4 protein-coding genes are annotated in these 21,835 nt (G+C 44.2%); all 4 read left to right on the top strand.

Annotated elements, in window-relative coordinates:
* Nucleotides 1–9: 9 nt before the first annotated feature.
* Nucleotides 10–1,113 (top strand): HYR domain-containing protein, encoded by a 1,104-nt coding sequence (locus tag G0Q07_RS00290; RefSeq protein WP_163344131.1) that lies wholly within the window; start codon nucleotides 10–12, stop codon nucleotides 1,111–1,113.
* A 281-nt stretch (nucleotides 1,114–1,394) separates the two neighbouring features.
* Nucleotides 1,395–2,339 carry a PorP/SprF family type IX secretion system membrane protein gene (locus G0Q07_RS00285; protein WP_317165138.1) on the top strand — a complete coding sequence of 315 codons (945 nt, stop codon included), beginning with the start codon at nucleotides 1,395–1,397 and terminating at the stop codon, nucleotides 2,337–2,339.
* A gap of 293 nt (nucleotides 2,340–2,632) precedes the next feature.
* A complete protein-coding gene (locus G0Q07_RS00280; RefSeq protein WP_163344127.1) occupies nucleotides 2,633–10,957 on the top strand; it encodes a PKD-like domain-containing protein in 8,325 nt (2,774 codons plus the stop codon).
* Nucleotides 10,958–10,968: 11 nt separating this feature from the next.
* Complete coding sequence (locus tag G0Q07_RS00275) at nucleotides 10,969–21,303, top strand: HYR domain-containing protein (RefSeq protein WP_163344125.1); 10,335 nt, start codon at nucleotides 10,969–10,971, stop codon at nucleotides 21,301–21,303.
* Nucleotides 21,304–21,835 lie beyond the last annotated feature (532 nt).

The following is a 21,835-nucleotide window of genomic DNA, read 5'->3' as shown; positions in this document are numbered from 1 at the left end:
GTCGAGGATTTGCCTCCATCGCTGAATTGTCCGCCCGATGTGGATACAACAGCTGATTTTGGCGAACAGTATAATTCATCTGTTATATTGCAGGTTCCTGTGTATGCCGATAACTGCCCGGATCCGGAGTTAGCATGGTCTTTAATTCCTCCGGTTGGTTATGAGTCGGAATACAATTCCGGCGAACGCTCAGGTAGTGGAATTTACGTAAGTCCGGATACGTTTTGGGTGGGCGAAACTACCATTTGGTATTATGTGGAGGACTCGAATGGAAACCGCGATTCGTGCAGTTTTACTGTAACGGTGCAGGCAGCTCCCGACATTGATTGTCCGCCTGATACTACCATTTATCTTAACGGAACAGAAAACAATTGCGAGACTACTTTCGATCCCGGTATTCCCGGCTTAATACAGGGAGTGCCTCCAATAGAATGGACGTATACAGTTAGTTTTGCTGATGGCCGAACAGATTTAACCGGAAATTATACCAGCCCGGCACCGGGCAATGCACTAACTTTGGGCGATATTGATTTTCCGGTTGGTGTAACCACTATTTCGTGGAGGGCCGAAAATGTTTCAGGTTTCGATACCTGTTCGCACTGGATAGAAGTGATCGATACTATCCCGCCAACCTTTACAACAGCACCATACGAAAATTGTGTGGACCCGTTGCATTGGGCGGTTTATAGTCCGGGTAGCCCCAATCCGGTGTATAATCACACTAATCCTTTGTTAGAAAAATCTCCGGTTGATTACCGTACCATGTTTGCCGGCGATGAATACCTAAACCTATTAACGCTTGAAGATAACTGTTGCGACTCAACAGAAATGATTATACACTGGCGGATCGAATTTAGCGATACTCCCGATCCACAAACCGGAGATGCGGTAACCCATGATGATATTTCAGGAACAGGACAACCCGCTTCGTACAGGCATCCGGTAACCGATGTGCCAACCGATATTTACTTATGGGGCGATGGAGTGACTTTTACCGAGGTCGTACATCATATTTTTTATTGGGTTGAAGATTGCAACGGAAATACGTCGGAAACAGTTGTTGAAGAAATTATAATTACGCCCCGCCCTGAAATAATTAAGACAAATTATTGATACTCTTATTCATAATCTGAGTTTGTTTTATGAGGCAAAAAAGGGAGTTCAATTTAAGCATTTCTAAAGCTGTGGGGCAACTGTTGCTAAGGAGATTTATTGCTCGTTTTAACCTTTTTTAGCGTTTCCCGGCAGTTATTAACAATTCCCGTATCGGGACAATTAACATGTAAATTTCTGAAAGCCCTGAATTATTTAGGCTTTTGTGAATATCTTTTTAGTTTAACAACCGTTGCATTTGTTAATAAAATGTCGTAGTTTTCCAAAGTTGTAAAGAGAAAATTTGTATCGTCATTAAAAGAATTGTTGTATTAGGGATATTTGTCTTGCTAATATCGCTGCGATGTGGTGCACAACAAGATCCTATTTTTACCTCGTATATGTATAATGGCCAGATCATTAATCCGGCTTATGCAGGTATCTGGGAGAAAATAGGTTTTACCACGTTAGTAAGAAAACAGTGGGCCGGCATTAACCGTTCGCCTCTGACTGAATACATTTCATTTCACTCACCTTTAAAAAACGAAGCTGTTGGTGTTGGTCTCAACATCATGAATGACCGGTTTGGACTGGAGCAAAGACTGACTGTGCTTGGGGATTATGCCTACGAAGTATATCTTTCGCGCCGAACGCGAATGCGAATGGGGGTTAAATTTGGCTTTACCAACTATAAAAATCCACTTACCGAATACCTGTTATATCCCGATGGTGAATACGACAGAGCTTTTGATGAAGATGTAGACTTAAAATTCCTACCCAATTTCGGTTTCGGAGTCTTTATTTACCAGGACTACTTTTATGCCGGATTCTCCATTCCAAAGATCGTAGAGAACGACCTGAAAGAGAATTTCCACAATTATTCTACCAGTGCCGAGGTGCGCACTATTTATCTGAACGGTGGTTATGTACTTCCGCTCGATCCATTTAACTATTTTGTTTTTAAACCCACCATGCTGGTAAAAGCAACCTGGGGTGCTCCTTTACAAGTTGATCTTGCGGCCAATTTTATGATACGCGAAAAACTATGGCTTGGGATATTGGGGCGTACCGGTGGTGCAATTTGTTTTACCGGCAACTGGATGTTTAGCAACAAGTTTAGAGTAGGATTTGCAATGGATATTACAACAAACGATATATACCCATACCAGAACGGAACGTATGAATTTACTTTTGGTTTTGATATGGACTTTTTTGGAAGAAGTTATTTAAGATCACGATATTTTTAAATTATGAGAATGTAAATAATATTGAATTGTTTAAACCCAAAAAACAATAAGAGATGAGAAAAAATGCAGAAATATTAACCGGAAAGTAGAACTGTAAAGTTCAAAATCCGGTGGTGTAGAAAATCCAGTAAAAAAGGGCAGAGGTGTGTGATAGAGCTGAAGCACAATTAATTTGCTGGTAACTGTTGAAATGATAATTCGACAGGTATGTTGATGGAACTCATAATAATGAATTAATATTTGAGTTGACAGAAACCCGACATAGCCGGACTTTCAAAATAGCTTTAATTATTATGGCTGTTTTTACGAGTGTTATTATAGAAGCTAAATCTGTATGTTGGGAGAGTTCTGTGCCCTTTTTAAATGAACTTTCAGCATCTGTAGAGCTAGCTTCGCGTCCTGAAACGAATGCGCGTCCACTTTCAATTAATCATTCAAACCATAGGGCTTTCGATGATAGCACAGCTATTTGTCCGGATGATATTACAACATATACCGATTTAAACTCGTGTGTTGCTGTTATCAGTACCGGTTTAAATATAAACGATCCCAACAATATAATTTCATCCCTTACCTGGGAAATGACGGGGGCCAACGAAGCCTCGTCAAACAGTTCCGGCATCAACCAGCTAAACAGTTATTCTTTTAACGAGGGAACAACAGTAATAACTTACCGCGGTGCAACTCTTTACAACAACTCAATTTACTGCACCTTTACTGTTACTGTTTCTGATAACCAGGTTCCACGCCTGGAGAACCCTCAGGAAGATATAACTGTTACGGCTGATGCCGGAGATTGTTATGCATTCGTAAACTGGGCCGAGCCGGTGGTGAGTGATAACTGTGCCAGCCCCGGCCAGATTCTGATAACCGCCAGCCATGAGCCGGGTAATTCATTCCCGGTAGGAACAACCGAGGTAAGTTACTCCATTAACGATGGTATTGAATACAATAATTTGGAGCACAGCTTTACGGTTACCGTTGTTGATGAAGAACTTCCTGAGCTATTTGCCCCACATGCCATAACGCTCGATTGTGGAGATGCTATACCCGATGCATTCACCAACTGGCAGCAATTTTACGACGCCGGTGGAATGGCCGTCGATAACTGCAACATCGATTTTGGCAGTTTTAAGTACGAAGGCCAGGAAAGCTCCGGTATACGCTGCCCCTACACCATTACCCGTACCTACAGTATTGCTGATGGTGAAGGAAATGTGGCCGAGGTGGAGCATCTGATTTATGTGGGAGAAGGGGAAGAAGAGGAAGCACCTGTTGTTTTGAAATCGGGGATGGCAGATTACACTACTGTGAAATCAGGAAACTGGAATGATCCAACGGTTTGGAGTAGTGGAGTTGTGCCAACAGCAGCTGATAATGTAACTATATTGAATACACATGTTGTTACTGTTGATGCCGCAGCAGTGTGCGATAATATTACTATCGATGCAGGAGGAGAGCTAAATCACGGGGGATCGCTGGCGACAACATTACAGGTAAATGGCAACTGGACAAACAATGGAACTTACGACGGAGGAACCAATGGAATAGTTGCATTTGTTGGTGCAGGAAATGCAACCATTTCAGGCACAACAAATTTCGAAGGACTGGAAATAAACAAATCGGATGGCCTTTCATCAATCCTTACAATTAGCGGCGACGTTAGTGTTTTAAGCAGTGGTTCGCTCACAATGGCAAGCGGGTTGGTTGCTATTCCTGGAAGCGGAAGTTTAGCCATCAATCCGTCAAGTAATTTGGATATTGAAGAACCTGCCGGGTTTGATGTTTTGGGAGGCGATTTAACCACAGGTAATTTTACGATTACCAACGAGGGCTTAATTCGCATAGCTTCCGGCAGTTCAGTGAGTTTTGGCACCAATTCGGGTAACGAAGTCCATACACAATATGATGGAGCTTTTATTGTTACAGGAGGAACCGTTGATATTGCCGGCAGACTTTATAATTCGGCATCAGGAACACTCGACTCCGGAGGCTTGAACATTACCTCAGGAATTACGATATCAGGAGGTACAGTTACTTTATGTACTGTTGGTAATGGAGCAAGCAGTACCGGATCTTTGCAAGTAACTTCTGCGGGTAACTTTGATTTTTCGGGTGGAACCATTGTTTTCCAAAGACCAAGTACAGCAGCAACAGAGCTCGATCTCGGTTTGTTGAGTGGAACCGGAACAAAAAATACTACCGGCGGAACATTCCAGTTTGGAAATACATCAACACCGGCAAGTTCTTCCTTTAATATTTCAAGTGAAATACCAGTTGATCGTATCACTTCATCGGCAAATGCCGACCTTGTTTTAGAGGGAGATCTTATTGTTAATGATCTTTCGCTTAACAATGCGACTTCAATTGACTTAAATGGAAATTCATTAATACAAGTTATTTCCGGTACCGGAACGTATTCTTTCCCGCTGGATGATGGTTCAGGAAACGATGTTTCGGTTGATATAACGATAAACTCGGTAAGTTCCTACGGGGCAGGTCCATACATAGAAATTACAACCACCAATGAAAAACACGGTGATAATGCAAGTAGTACAAATTACCTTTCGCGATACTGGACGATTACGTTTAATGATATAAATGGACCGAACTACTCACTATCTGCTAATTATCCATCTGTCGATGTTGCCGGAACAGAGTCGGAGATTGCTGCCGCAGTTTGGACCGGAAGTACACCGTGGATAAAAGGTAATACGGCAAGTGGCAATACAATCTCGGCTACAGGTTTAACTGACGGAGGAACGATTATTCTTTCAGGAATTACCCTGGATGCACCAACCGTTGAAATAAATGGTGGAGCAACAAATGTAGAGTTTTGTGATGGGGCTTCAACAGTGTTAACAGCAGTTCCAACGGGAGATCCGGGATGGAATTATTCATGGTCACCTGCAACAGGATTAAGTGCAACAGATGTTGCCAGTCCAACCGCCAGTCCTTCAGCGAATACAACCTACACCGTAACAGTTACCGATGGAAATGGTTTTACTGCAAGCGATGATATTGATGTAGTTGTAAATCCTTTACCTACTGTTAGTGCACCAACTGATGTTTGTGTAGGTGAGACCGAAACATTAAGCCCAACCACAGGAGGGACTTGGACTAGCAACAATCCTTCAGTTGCTACCGTTGATGCAAGCGGAACGATAACCGGGGTATCTGTTGGAACTGTAACTTTTACATTCACAGAATCTTCAACAGGTTGCTCTAATACGACATCAAGTGTAACGGTTAATTCATTGCCAAATGCTCCAACGAAGTCAAATGTTACCGAATGTTATGATGGCACCACATATACGGGCTCAGTCACGGCTGGAGTTGGCGAAAGTGTTGTTTGGTATAATGCAGATACAGGTGGAAGTGAAATCAGTGCACCATCCGGAAGTGCTGTCGGAGTTTATGTTGCTTATGCCGCATCAAGAAATAATACAACAGGGTGTGAGAGCGCTTCAAGAACTTTGGTTACTGTCACAATCAATGCTTTACCAACTGCAACAGCAGAAAGTAATTCTCCGGTGTGTGAGAACGAAACCATTAATCTGACAGCTTCAGGAGGTACTAGTTACAGCTGGTCTGGGCCTGATGGATTCACTTCAACCCAACAAAATCCATCAATTTCAAATGCTGGTTTGGTTAATGCAGGTGCATATACCGTAACTGTAACTGATGGTAACGGCTGTTCAAATTCAGAAACAGTAGATGTTACTGTAAATCCTTTAACCGGAACACCGGTGTTTACTGCAGGAGCAGCTACCGTTTGCCAGGATGCTGCGGATGAAACATACACAGCCAACGCTGCGAATAGTACTTCTATCAGTTACAGTGTATCACCAGCAGGAGCAGGAACCATTAATTCTTCTACCGGATTGATGAACTGGGATGCTTCTTTTAGCGGTATGGCTACCATAACTGCTACAGCTACCGGTTTATGCGGTACCACAACTGAGGACTTGATTGTTACAGTAAATCCATCAACAGGTACACCGCTATTTACTTCGGGAGCAATTACCGTATGTCAGGATGCTGCAGATGAAACTTATACAGCCACTGCTGCAAACAGTACCTCAATAAGTTACAGTGTATCACCAGCAGGAGCAGGAACCATTAATTCTTCAACCGGATTGATGAACTGGGATGCTTCTTTTAGTGGTACAGCTACGATAACGGCTACTGCTACTGGTTTATGCGGTACCACAACCGAGGATTTAACAATTGTAGTTTATCCGCTCCCAACCGCCACCATCAGTGGCACAACTACGATTTGCGAAAGCGATGCTACAACAATTACAATCGATTTAACAGGAACTCAGCCCTGGTCTGTTACTTATACAGATGGGACGACGCCCGTGACACAAAACAATATTACCAGCAATCCATATACATTTAATGTTTCTCCTGCCGGGAATACAACTTATACTTTAACCGATGTAAGTGATGCCAACTGTGCGGGAACTGTTTCGGGTAGTGCGGCAATTACCATAAGACCAACTCCTACAGTTACTATCTCCGGCGATGACGAAGTCTGTCAGAATACTTCACCTGATCCTGAAATTACCGTTTTCAATCCGATGGCTTTGGGGGTAATTGTTTATTTTAACATTAACGGGGGAGCAACACAGACGAGGTCTTTAAATGCAGGTGAAACCATTACGATACAACAAGCCACAACAAGTGCGAATGTATTTAATTATAACTTTGAAAGTGTAACATACCAGGCTGCTCCAACATGTTCGAATCCAATAGGTACTACAACAACCATAACGGTGCACCCAACACCTACTGTTGATGCCATAGCTAACCAGACGTATTGTAACGGTGATTATATATCGGGTATTGCGCTAACAGGTTCGCCAGTTGGAACAACGTTTGAATGGACAAACGATAATACCGCTATCGGTCTTGGATCAAGCGGAACAGGAAATATTCCTGAGTTCGACGCAACGAATACTACAACTGATCCGATTAGCGCGACCGTTACGGTCACTCCTACTGCCAATGGTTGTACAGGACCAGAGGAAACATTTACAATTACCGTACGGCCAACTTTATCAGCTTCCATCAGCGGAAGCGATACCGTTTGTCTGAACGATCCAACTCCGTATATAATTTTTACAAACCCAATTGGATCGCCTGTCACCATTACTTACAACAGGAACAGTGCTTTACAACCTGTTATTAATGTACCCGCCAATAGTACAGCTCAGGTAGCTGTTCCTACAGGAACCGCAGGAACTTTTATTTATGATCCGGTTAAGGTAGCCTACCAGAATGCACCTGAGTGTGATGAGTCGATGTCCGGAACAGCAACCGTCGTTGTCAATCCTGCACCAATTGCCGGTGCTACCCCACAGACTCAGGATATTTGTTCGGACGAAACCATCACCTCCATTGAGTTAACCAGCAGTATCACAGGTGTGACTTTTAACTGGACGAGAGACCATGCTGAAATAACCGGTATTGAAACCTCCGGTCAGGGAGATATCAGCGGATCGTTAACCAATAACACAGGATCAACGGTAACGGTTACCTTTACCATAACACCGGAATATGATGGTTGCCCCGGTACATCAACAACAGCGAAGGTAATTGTTTATCCAACCCCCGTGGTAATTTTATCTCCATATACACAAATAAGATGTTCAGGAGAAGCAATCAGTTCTATCGTACCTTCAAGCACAAGCGGGGGATCTTTTACGTGGACAAGAGACCATGTAGCTGATGTTACCGGCATAGCGGCTTCCGGCACAGGAGCTGTTCCTACGTCCACAGTTACAAATACTACCAGTGAACCAATAACGGTAAGTTTTATCTTTATACCTACAGCCAACGGATGTGTAGGAATTCCTGATACGGCAACAGTTCTGGTGAATCCAACACCTTACATTATCGATACGTCTGAAATAATTTGTAATGCTGGAACTTTTGATTTTTCACCTGTCGACAGTGTTCATGGAATTGTTCCAGATGGTACGACTTACAAATGGACGGTCAACTCGACAACCGGAGGAATTTCGGGAGCTTCAGATTCAGATGTGGATGGAGTAACAAGTATCAGTGGTACACTCTCCAATTCCTCCAATTCAACACAATACGTAACTTATGCGGTTACACCTTACTACGGTAGTTGCCCAAGAGGAGAGTTATTCTATCTAACGGTATACGTTACGCCGGAACCGGATATCGATGACTTAAATACAGAGGTATGTAGTGGTGAACCGTTTACTGTAACTCCCCAAAACAATACCAATGGAATTGTTCCGCCCGGAACGACTTATGATTGGGTAGTGACATCGGTACCACCCGAAGTAACAGGTGCAAATGGTGGCAGCGGAACGGGTATTACCGATACACTGCTCAATTCTAGCAATACGAATCAGCTAGTTACATACACTGTTACACCGACAGCAGGTTCATGCGAGGGAGTAGCTTTTACCGTAGATGTAACAGTTAAGCCGGCGCCTGCAATCAACAATTTAACTGCGGAAGCATGCAGCGAAGAAAGCTTTACCGTTACGCCGGTTGACGGATCAGTTAATGATGGAGTAGTCCCTGCCGGAACAACCTATAGCTGGCCTATACCCACTACCTCTGGCAGCCTTACAGGGGGGTCGCCCGGAAGCGGTGCTTCCACGATAAGCGGTACACTTACAAACACCAGTGATACACCACAAACTGCAACTTATATGGTTACTCCTTCTGTTGGAGGATGTGCCGGAACACCTTTTGAGGTGGTGGTTACTGTTTATCCGGTGCCGGAAATTAATCCAATGAGCGATACCATCTGTAGTGGCGAAGATTTTAATCTGATACCACTTGCCGGAATCAACGGTTCCATTCCTACCGGAACTATTACCTACAGTTGGCCGGCACCAAGTGTTACAGGAGGAATCACAGGCGGCGTATCAGGTAGCGGTTCATCGATAAATGGTACTTTAATTAATACAACAAATTCTGTTCAAACGGCAACTTATACTGTAACTCCAACATCAGGAGCGTGCGATGGGATCGTTTTCACGGTTATTGTTAGGGTTGATCCTGCTCCATCCATCAATGATATGAACACAACAGTGTGCAGCGGTGTGCCATTCTCAATTACCCCGCTTAACGGAACCGACGGATTTGTTCCTTCGGGGACTATTTATAGCTGGAATGCTCCAACCGTACCTGCTGATATTACAGGTGAGGCTGGGGGAAGTGGATCGGCTGATATAAGTGGTATTTTAACAAATTCCAGCAATACCGCAATAACTGTTACTTATACTGTGGAAGCAATTTCAGCCGGATGTTCACCCGATACCTTTGATGTAAATGTTACTGTAAATCCACCTATTTCTGCCGCCATTAGCGGAAGCGATACGGTTTGTGACAATGCCGGATCAACACTGGTTACCTTCTCCAATCCTACGGATCAACCGGTTACGGTTACCTATAATATTAACGGTGGATTTAACTATACGCTCGATATTGCGGCAAACGATGTTTCAACGGTTACGGCAAACATAAGTGCGCAGGGAACTTTCCATTATGTGCTAACCGGTGTTCGCTACCAGTTTGATCCTTTATGCCAGACAGTTCTTGACGATACGGCAACTATTGTCGTTCAGCCCATCACTACTGCCTCTATTTCAGCTTCGGCGACTACTATTTGTTACAGCACACCGGTAACCTTCACGGCAGTAGTGGCCAATTATGGCACTAATCCGGCTTATCAGTGGAAAATCAATGGAGTTGATACGCTTGGTGAAAACAGTCTGACTTTTACTTCATCAACACTTGAAAATGGTGATGTGATTACTTTTGAAGTTGAAACTTTTGATACACCCTGTCCCTCAACTACCACAAGCAACCCGGTTACCATGACGGTAAACGACCTGAATATTCCGGACGTTACAATATATGAATCAGCAAATCCGGTTTGTGATGGGGCTTCGGTAACTTTTACTGCCGATCCGGTAGTAAACGGTGGTACAACTCCGGACTTTGAATGGATTGTGAACGGATCTACGGTAAGCACCGGCAGTAATTCAACTTATTCCTATGAGCCATCAAATGGCGATGATGTAAAAGTAGTATTAACGTCTAGCGCATCTTGTCCGGGGCCTCCGGATACCAGTAACGTAATTGTAATGACGGTTGATCCAATTCTTCCGGTAAGTGTGATTTTAACTGTTGATTCAGATACGGTTTGCGAAGGAGCAACAGTTACTTTTACGGCTATTCCTGAAAACGGAGGATTGAATCCACTTTACGAATGGACGGTTGATGGATCGACTGTAAATATCAGTAGTGATTCAACTTATACTTATACTCCTCAGGATGGTGATGTAGTAAATGTTGAATTGACTTCAAGTGAAACTTGTGCGAGTGGGAATCCAGCTATTGCAACCCCGATAAGCATAACGGTTGAAACACCGCCAACAGCAACAGCTAGTGGCAGCGCTACAACTTGTATTAATTCGGCTTATACGCTGGGTGCCGGCGAAGCCAGTGCTTCAAATGGAACAATTTTTTGGACGCATGACGGGGCAGGAACTATCACTGCCGGAGAAACAACCTTAACTCCAACTTATACCCCGCTTCAGGTGATGAAGGAAATTTAGTAACCCTGACCATGACGGTTACAAGTAACAATACTTGTGGATCGGCATCGGCATCGGCTACTTATTTTATTAATGTGGATCCTCTTCCAGTTGCAAGCGCTGGAGGCAGCGATATCATCTGTTCAAATTCCTCAGCAACGGTAAGTGGAGCTTCGGCTTCCAACGGCACAATTTTATGGACAGAGAACGGATCAGGATCGTTGATCAATCCAACCACTCTGACTCCAACATATATAGCCGATGCTGCCGATGAAGGAAATGATGTGATTTTAACCCTGATTGTTACGAGCAATAATACTTGTGGAACAGCAAGCGATACCGCATATTATACCATTACCGTTGATTCATTGCCTACAGCAACAACTGCAGGAAGCAGCACAATTTGTTCCGACTCAATCTTTACATTGCCGGTAGGAGCAGCAAGTGCTTCCAACGGAACGATTTTATGGACAGAAAACGGAGCAGGTAACATTACTGCCGGAGTAAATACATTGACACCAACTTATACTCCTGCTTCGGGTGATGAAGGAAATGTAGTAACCCTGACTATGACTGTTACCAGTAGCAATACCTGTGGTACGGCAAAAGCAACAGCTACTTACTCCATTTCAGTGGAAACACCACTTACTCCTTCTGTAAGTATTGCCGCCAATGCTACAGAGGTTTGCGATGGAGATAATATTACATTTACTGCAACTCCTGTTAATGGAGGCACATCTCCGAGTTATAACTGGCTGGTAGATGGCTCTTCTGTTGGAGCGCCTGATGATTCAACCTTTACAACAAGTGCGCTTTCTGACGGCCAGGTTGTTACTGTTGAATTGATTTCTAATGGTACCTGTGTATCAGGTGTTGCAACCAGTAATTCTATACCGGTTACCATCGTGGCAAGTGCACCGCTGCAGCCTGGTCCGATTGACGGGCTTACAGCTATTTGTCCGGCATTGTCAACCGTATATACGATTGATACTGTCGCTGGTGCATCTGATTACACATGGACAGTTCCTCCCGGCTGGATCATCGAATCCGGACAAGGTACAACTTCACTTTCTGTAACGATTCCAACAGTGGGTCAAACAGGAAATGTAACTGTAACCGCCAATAATGTTTGTGGCAGTAGTAGTCAGGAGATACTTGCAGTAACGGTTGCCTCGGATGGATCTGTTTATGCAGGACCTGACCAGAAAGTATGCGCAGGAACAACCCAGGTAAATTTGGCAGGGCAAATTAGTGGTGCCATAAATCATAAGAATGATTGGGATTGGACTTTGATTTCCGGCGGGTCCCTTGAATTTAAGGGTGAGGATAATTTAAATACTTTATATTATCTCCCTTCGAATACAGATACAATATATGTTGAAATTCATTCCACCAGTAGTGTTGGAGGTTGTGGTTTTCTGTCAGATACAATGATGATTATTGTATTGCCCGATCCAACAGCCAGCATCAGTTCTTTAAGCCCGGTTTGTGAAGGAGAAACAAGCCCGGTTACATTCACTGGAACAGCTAATACTACGGTTACATATAATATCGATGGCGGAAGTGATCAAACCGTTGATATTGATGGAACAGGGTCAGTAACGCTTACTACTGCCACTATAACTGCCAGTACAACCTACAATCTAATTAGTGTTGAATATACTGATGCTCCTGCCTGTAGCCAACCCATTTCCGGTTCAACCACCATTACGCTTGATCCTCAGCCAACAGCCGATGCGGGAACCGACCAAACCATTTGTGCCGACGATAGTGTTCTTTTGGCCGGAACAATAACAGATGCTGTTTCAGGAACATGGAGTGGCGGAACAGGAACATTTAATCCTGATAATTCAACATTAAACGCCTATTATATACCAAGTGCTTCTGAAATTACTGCTGGTTCGGTAACACTGACTTTAACTCCATCCAATCCGGCAAGTAGTTGTGATTCTATTCCCGACAATGTGGTAATTACCATTGATCCATTGCCAACTGTTGAGGCAGGTGATCCGGATACAGTTTGTCAATCCGGTAGTCCTGATGCAATTATTTTAAGTGGTGCTACTATTGGAGGTGGTGCTACCACTGGAACCTGGTCAATTACCTCTGGCGGAGGAAATCTCAGCAGTACAGCACAAACAGCAACTCCGGGAACAGTTACCTATACGCCTGAGATTGATTTTACGGGTACAGTAACTTTAACTTTAACAACAAATGCCTCTGGATCATGCGATGCAGTTATCGACACAAGGATAATTGTAGTTGAACCAGCACCTACGGTAGTTGCCGGTAGCCCGGATACGGTTTGTCAGTCGGCGATACCCACTCCAATTACATTATCCGGTGCAAACGTAGGAGGTGGAGCAAGCACCGGAATCTGGAGCATTACTTCAGGTGGTGGAACTTTAGGACATACTACGCCAAGCGCTAGCCCTGATACGGTAACGTACACTCCTGCTGTTGGTTATAATGGAACGGTAAGTTTAACCCTTACTACCGATATTGTTGGAACGTGTGAGGCCGTTAGTGCAACACGTACCATTACAATTCGTCCTGCGCCAACGGTTGATGCCGGTGCACCACAAACCATTTGTGCTGATGATTCGGTTTATTTAGCCGGTTCGGTTGGCGGTTCTGCCACATCAGGAACATGGAGTGGAGGCGCAGGCAGCTTTTATCCGGATGCCACAACATTAAACGCAGCTTATAAGCCAAGTGCAGCAGAAATTGTTGCCGGTTCTGTAACATTAACCCTGACAACCGACGATCCTCCGGGATTGTGTGATGCTGTTTCTGAAGATGTGCAAATTACTATTGATCCGACTGTGACCGTGAATGCCGGTACAAACGATACCATCTGCCAGGGCAATTCAGTTGTATTGGAAGGGACCATTGGTGGAGGTGCCAGCACCGGTTCATGGGTAGGAGGTGCCGGAACATTCAATCCTGGACGTTCTAACCTGAATGCGACCTATACGCCAAGCGCTGCCGAAGTGGCTGCAGGTTCTGTATTACTTACATTAACATCCGCTGATCCTGCAGGAGCTTGCGGGCCGCAAAGTGATACCACCAGAATAGTCATTTATAAAGCTGTGGTGATTACTTCTCAACCTGTAAACACGGGTGCCTGTGTTGGTGATTCGGTTGCTCTCACAGTGGTTGCTACAGGAAGTCAGTTATCGTATCAGTGGTACATCGACGGGTCACCGGTAGGAACAAATTCACCTGATCTTCAAATTGATCCGGTTAGTCTGGCTGATGATGCAAGTTATTATGTGGAAATTACGGGTTCTCCCTATTGTTCGCCGGTAACTTCTAACACGGTAACGCTAAATGTCGATGCAGCCATAACCATATCATCACAACCCGCATCGCAGACTGAATGTGAGGGCGCAGATGTAATTTTTAATGTGATTGCAAGCGCTAACGGAATCCCACTGAACTATCAATGGAGAAAAGACGGAACCGAAATCCCGGGAGCAACTAATTCGGATTATTTTATTACGGGAATAACCACTGCGGATGCCGGAGACTATGATGTAATTATAACCGGGCAGGGGAATTTTACCTGCGATTCAACAGTTTCTGCACCGGCAACTTTAACGATTGGAACCGACGGAACCATCAGCCAGCCGGTAAACAAAGACACGACCCTATGTGAAAATACAGCATTAGACATCATCTCCTTTACATTGGGAGGCTCCGCAAGCAGTGTTGATTTAACAGGCTTTTTACCTTCCGGCGTGAGTTTAGATAGTTTGGGCGGAGATGTTTTCACGATTTCAGGTACTCCAACACAAACAGGAACCTTTGATTATACCCTTACAACAACCGGAAGCACCTGTAATAATCCTTCAGTAAGCGGAACAATTGTTGTTGAAGGACAAGGAACAATAATCCTAGCCGGTGGAAATGATTCAGTCAGTCTTTGTATTGATAATCCGTTGCCAACAATTACCTATTCAATCGGAGGTAATGCTGATTCTGCTTCAATAACTGCCGGTTCGCTGCCTCCGGGTATTAGCGGTTCTTATAATTCAACTAACGGGTTGTTTACCATAAGCGGAACGCCAACGGCAGCCGGAACCTATCCGTTCACTGTTTCAGCTTCAGGTTCATTATGTGATAATCCAGCATTATCAGGCGAGATTACAGTAACCGACAATGCAATCCTTACATTAACAAGCGGTTCCGACAATCAAACGTGGTGTATCGGAACAGGTATTGATCCGCTTACCTATACCATTGGCGGTTCGGCCACCAGTGCAGTTATTTCATTGGGTTCGTTACCCGATGGTGTGAATCTTACTCAAACCAACGATACTGTTTTTACCATTTCGGGTACACCAACCGAAACGGGGACTTTTGATTTCACTGTATCAACAACAGGTTCCTGCCTTAATGTTTCAGATACTGCCTTAATAACAATAGAGCCAATGCCTTTTGGAGGTGTGATATCTCCTGCTGACTTTAAAGTATGTACCGAAATAAACACCGGAACGCTGACTTTGCAGAGCTACACCGGTAACGTTTTACGCTGGGAATCGTCGATTGATGCCGGCTTTACATGGACCCAGTATAATGATAGCACAAACAATACCTTTACGTATACCAATCTTCCGCAATTCACCCAGTTTAGGGCAGTAGTTGGAAACGCAGCCTGTGGAGAAGTTTATTCCGATACTGCCCGTATAGTTGTAATCCCGTCGTTTACTCCCGAGATTACGGCAATAGGCGGAGATGTATGTTCCGGAGAGCCTATAACGCTTACCGCTAACGCCTTTATTTTACCCGATACGGTTGGAATTATTCAAGGTGGACATTTCAATCAGGCCAATCCAAAGGGATGGCTGATTTATGAAGATGGAGAGTTAATGGATCCATTCCCCGCTGATCATGATAACGAAGTACCTGGTCCATGGGCGGAAACCAACAGTAACGAAAATAACCCGATAAGTTTCTGTGGACAAGGATGGCTCAATGAAAAAGAAGGCAAGAAATTTGCACTTGTAGCAGGTGCCGGAGTTAATTCCTGGATGGAAACACCGGTATTTAACCTGGTTGGGATGCCCGCAGCCGAGCTTTCTTTTGTTCATGCCTATATGCTTGGTCCCAATGCAACCGCAAGAATAACGCTTTCTTTAAATGGTGGACCTTTTAATATTGTTTTGGCGGAATATTCAGGCAATCTGATGAATGGAATGCCTAATGTTGTTAACGATGTAGGTATCGATTTATCGCCTTACCTGGGAATGACCAACCTGCGTATCAGGTTTGAATATGATAGTCCCGACGACGAATGCAGTGTTTGGGCAGTTGACGACATATCAATACCTACTCCGGCACCTGATATTGAATACGAATGGGGACCGGTTTATGAAATACCCGGCGGTTCGGGACAGACAGTGGTTGTGGTTCCTCCAACCACCACAGAGTATACTTTAACCGTTTACGTTGCCGGATGTCCCGGTTCGGCAACCGAATACCTGGTTAGTGTGGTTGAAAATCCCGAAGTTTTTACCACCAATACCTGTGTTGGCGATACAGCTACCTTCTTTCAATCAACTTCTTATGACGGATCGTGGTCGGTTACAGGAGGTGGTGCCATCGACAATAACGGCCTATTTACAGCAGATTCTGCAGGTTGTTTCGAAGCAATTTATACAACTACCTCCGGTGATTGTTTCGGATCGGCAAGTTTTATGGTTTTCCCGGTTGCGCCTGTGCCTGTTGTAGATACAGGTTGTGGTCCTTTTACCGTAACGCCTCCGCCAACCGTGGAAGGATTTGACATTGAATACAGTTTCGACGGAGGATCAACCTGGGGACCAAACGTTCCGCCAACTGCAGACAATTGCGATGGTTACCATATTCATACCCGTTATATCACTTCTGCTTTATGTGATTCTATCCCGATTGGTACGGTAAGCGATTGTAGCGTATCGCCTGAGTTTATAAGGGTAGTTGACCAAACTCCTCCGGAATTCACGGTGCCAAACGATACAACTCTTACGAAAGATGAAGATTGTTTATACGATGCCGATATCTCAATTACCGGCGATGTTACCGATGAATGGGATTCTTGTTCCACCGGATTGGAAGCAACTTACGCTGATATAGTGGTTACCGGTTTATGTGCCGATACCATATTCCGCTACTGGACATTGATTGACGATTGCGGAAACGAAATAACAAAAATTCAAACCATTGCGGTGGCCGATAATGATCACCCACCCACATTTACCGTACCGGCTGATTTTACCATATATAAAAATGCCGATTGTACATTCGATGCCGATACTTCAATCACCGGCTCTGTAACCGATGAGGCTGATAATTGCGCTGTTGGACTGGAAGCTATTTACGCTGATACCTTAAGATATGGCCCTTGTGTGGATACCATTTACCGTTACTGGACACTGTTGGACGATTGCGGTGGTGAAAACACACAAATTCAAACCATTATTATAATTGATAATACCAAGCCGGAATTTGATCCGGAAGCACAGGATTCAACTATGCAGTGTTCAACTACCGATCCTGATCTTGAACCACTTTACCTCGCCTGGTTGGCCAATCATGCCGGAGCAAGGGCAAATGATTTATGCGATCCGAATTTAGTGTGGACAGCCGATACAGCGCTTACCACCTGGACAGGTGTTCCGGGGAATCTCCAACGAGAAGTAACCTTTACCGTTACCGACGGTTGTGGAAATTCGGATACTACCTCGGCAACGTTTACCATTATTGATACACTACCTCCAACTATTACATGTCCGGGTAGTGTATCTGAAATTGCAGCTGCCGACAGCTGTTCCAAAACTCCTGCAACGCTCGGTCTTCCAACTTATGGCGATGACTGTTCGGTGCCGGAATTAACTTACGAGCGTGTGTTACCTGATGGAACTACAGATAATGGTATTGGTACAGTAAACGCATTAAGTTTTCCGGTGGGAACTTCTACTGTTGTCTACACAGTTACCGACAATGCAGGTTTAACAGCTGAGTGTTCATTCAGCGTAACCATAGTTGATACCGTGCCACCAACCCTTGAGATAAATGGCTGCCAGGATGTAACGGAAACTTTTGGAGCCGACGATTGTACCGTTAACCCAACTACAATTCCAGACCCGGATTACAGCGATAATTGCTGGCCTGATGATTCACTTGTACTTACCTATGTAATTACCGGAGATACTGAAGACGCAGGTTCGGGTTCGGTTAGCGGACTTGATTTTAATGTTGGAGTTTCAACGGTAGTATATACCGTAACCGATCCGGATGGAAATGAAGCGAGTTGTTCGTTTGACGTAACTATCCTTCGTGCTGATATTCCTTACACAGTAATTACCTGTCCTGATGATCCGGCACCCGCTACCGTAGATCCTGGCGATTGTGATGCACAGGTAACAGTTGATCCACCAACAATCGATGAAAATTGTCCGACCGCAACTTATACCATTACAAATAACATTAACGGCGATTCGGTTCTGAACAACTATACTTTCCCGGTAGGAACTACTGAGGTGGTATGGACAATTACCGACAATTCACTGAACGATACCACCTGTACCGTGTATGTTGTTGTAAGCGGAACGAACGATCCTATACTCACCTGTCCGACCAGTGTAACAGGCACAATGACATCCGATTTATGTGAGGCAGTGCCACCTGCCATTGATCCTCCCATTTATTCTGCACCCTGTTGGCCGAATGATTCTTTGGAGCTGACTTATTACATCGTTTCAGAGAATGCAGCCTGGGATACTACCGGAACAGGCTTTATTCCTTCCGATCTGGAATTTCCCGTAGGATTAAACACCGTTACTTACACGGTTATGGATCCAGACAGTAATATGGTAAGCTGCGACTTTACAGTTACCATGTTACAGGATGCAATACCATCTACCGTTATTGACTGTCCGACGGATCCTGTACCTGTAGTTTTAGGACCGACAGACTGTGAAGCGATATTAACTCTTACTCCACCAACTATAACCGAAGTTTGTACCACAGCGGTTTATACCATCACCAACAATATTAATGCTGGATCAACAATTATCGACGAATCATTCGATGTAGGTATAACCAGGGTAGTTTGGTACATTGAAGACAACTCCGGGAATATTGATTCCTGTATAGTTAATGTTGATGTAAGTGGAGTTCAGTTACCAGAGATCACATGTCCTTCACCCGTAACAGGTACAATGTCTGCCGACGATTGTTATGCAATACCGCCAACAATTGGTTCTCCAACTTTAACTGCGCCATGCTGGGACACCGATTCACTGGATTTGACATTCAGAATAATCAACGGAACCTGGGATACAACAGGTGTTGGCGAAGTAAACGGATTGAATTTCCCTGTAGGAACAAACACCGTATGGTACATTGTAACTGACCCTGATGGAAATAAAGACTCTTGCGACTTTACAGTTACCATGTTGCAGGACGAAATACCATCAACAGTGATTGACTGTCCGACGGATCCTGCACCGGTAGTTTTAGGACCGACAGACTGTGAAGCGATATTAACTCTTACTCCACCAACGATAACCGAAGTTTGTACCACAGCAGTTTATACCATTACCAACAATATTAATGCTGGATCGACAATTATCGACGAATCATTCGATGTAGGTATTACCAGGGTAGTTTGGTACATTGAAGACAACTCAGGGAATATTGATTCCTGTATAGTTAATGTTGATGTAAGTGGAGTTCAGTTACCAGAGATCACATGTCCTTCACCCGTAACAGGTACAATGTCTGCTGACGATTGTTATGCAATACCGCCAACAATAGGTTCTCCAACTTTAACTGCGCCATGTTGGGATACCGATTCACTGGATTTGACATTCAGAATAATCAACGGAACCTGGGATACCACAGGTGTTGGCGAAGTAAACGGATTACCATTCCCAGTAGGAACAAACACCGTATGGTACATTGTAACTGACCCTGATGGAAATAAAGACTCTTGCGACTTTACAGTTACCATGTTGCAGGACGAAATACCATCAACAGTGATTGATTGTCCGACGGATCCTGCACCGGTTACTGTTGGAGCTAACGACTGTGAAGCTTTTGTTGATCTTGATCCACCAACAATTACCGAGGTTTGTACAACAGCCACATATACTATTACAAATGATTACACAGGAACAGCTGATGCAGATACACTTTACCCGATTGGAACGACAACAGTAGTTTGGTACATTGAAGACAATTCAGGGAATATTGATTCCTGTACGGTTTATGTTGTTGTAAACGACCTGTTGCCAACATTAACATGTCCGCCAAGTATAACCGTTCCGGCCGATTTTAATAAAACTTATGCTACAGGAGTTGGTGTAGGTTTACCAACTTACCAGGATAACTGTGATTCCATACTTACCTATACGATTTTGGATCCTTTCGGCACGCTGGACTCCATTTATGGCGATCCGTCGGATATTAACCTGCTATTAGACACAGCTACTTACCAACTTGGGGTAACTACAATTACCTATTATTTTGAAGATGGAAACGGAAATAAAGTAAATTGTAACTTTACCGTAGAGGTAACAGGCCCACCGGTAATTGAATGTCCGCCAAGCGATACATTCTATCTTGACGATAGCGGTTGTACCTATCCTTTCGATCCCGGAATTCCAACTTTAATTTCAGGAGTTCAGCCAATTACATGGACATGGACACTGGAAGATGCTAATGGTAATGTTCTTACCGGTACAAGTACCACTCCAGATGACGGACCAACGCCACAATCAATTATTCCAAATCCTTATGATTTTGAACTGGGTACAACCACTATTACATGGACAGCAACTAATATTTCAGGAGCTGATACCTGCGATCACCATATTCTTGTTCTGGATACCATTCCACCAACCTTTACAACAGCACCTTACGAAGATTGTGTGGACCCGTTGCACTGGGCGGTTTATAACGAGGACAATCCAAATCCGGTGTTTAATCATGTTGATCCGTTGGTAGAAAAATTCCCGGTAGATTACCGAACCATGTTTGCCGGCGATACCATTCTCGATCTTACTTCGCTGGAAGATAATTGCTGCGACTCAACTGAAATGACTATACACTGGCGAATTGAATTTAGCGATACACCCGATCCGGTAACTGGTGATCCGGTTAGCCATCCTGATATATCAGGAATCGGGCAACCATCCGAATATGAAGTAGGCGGTATTCCAAAGGATATTTATTTGTGGGGCGATGGAGTATTATTTACTGCGGTAACACATAGTATTTTCTATTGGGTAGAAGATTGTAACGGAAACAGTACCGGGGAGGTGTGGGAAGAAATAACCATAACTCCGCGGCCGGAAGTTAAAAAGACTGATTATTAAGCATGAGAAGAGATAGCGACATAGAGAGAAGACGGAAGCGTGAAGCACGGAGCACGAAGCCGGAAGCACGAAGCCGGAAGTTGGCAGCCCGTCATCCTGTCCGTCAGCTGACGGATTCAGGATCTGATTGCACCGTTACTGCGCATTATTGTCATCTCGAAGAAAGTATGACTGAGAGAGCTGTAACAGCAAAGCAACAAACGAACTGTCATCTCGAAGAAGGTACGCCTGAGAGTTCTCTAACACTAGAGCTCAGCAGCAACAGATTTCTCGCTGCACTCGAAATGACACCAGGTATGAAGCATAAAAGCACCGCTACCGCACGATTGGATCACGTGGTAAGTAAGGAAGATGTAAGTACACCACCTCACCGCTGTAAACGCGGTCCCCTCCTCCTAAAAAAGGAGGAGAAGTTTAGGCCGGTGGTTTCAAACACTTCAAGCACTTTAAGTCACTTGAAGGTTTCAGCAGCTGTCGCAAAGCAACCTTTAGGTGTTTCGCAAACCCTAAGGGTTTCAGAAGTTAATAACTC

The organism is Draconibacterium halophilum, assembly GCF_010448835.1.
Classification (GTDB): Bacteria; Bacteroidota; Bacteroidia; order Bacteroidales; family Prolixibacteraceae; genus Draconibacterium; species Draconibacterium halophilum.
The sequence above is the reverse complement of the archived record's forward strand: the minus strand, read 5'-3'. Positions and strand labels throughout refer to the sequence as shown.

Coding starts and splice junctions, on each gene's coding strand:
- G0Q07_RS00280 (WP_163344127.1), top strand. CDS start 2,633: ATGGCTGTTTTTACGAGTGTTATTATAGAAGCTAAATCTGTATGTTGG.
- G0Q07_RS00275 (WP_163344125.1), top strand. CDS start 10,969: ATGACGGTTACAAGTAACAATACTTGTGGATCGGCATCGGCATCGGCT.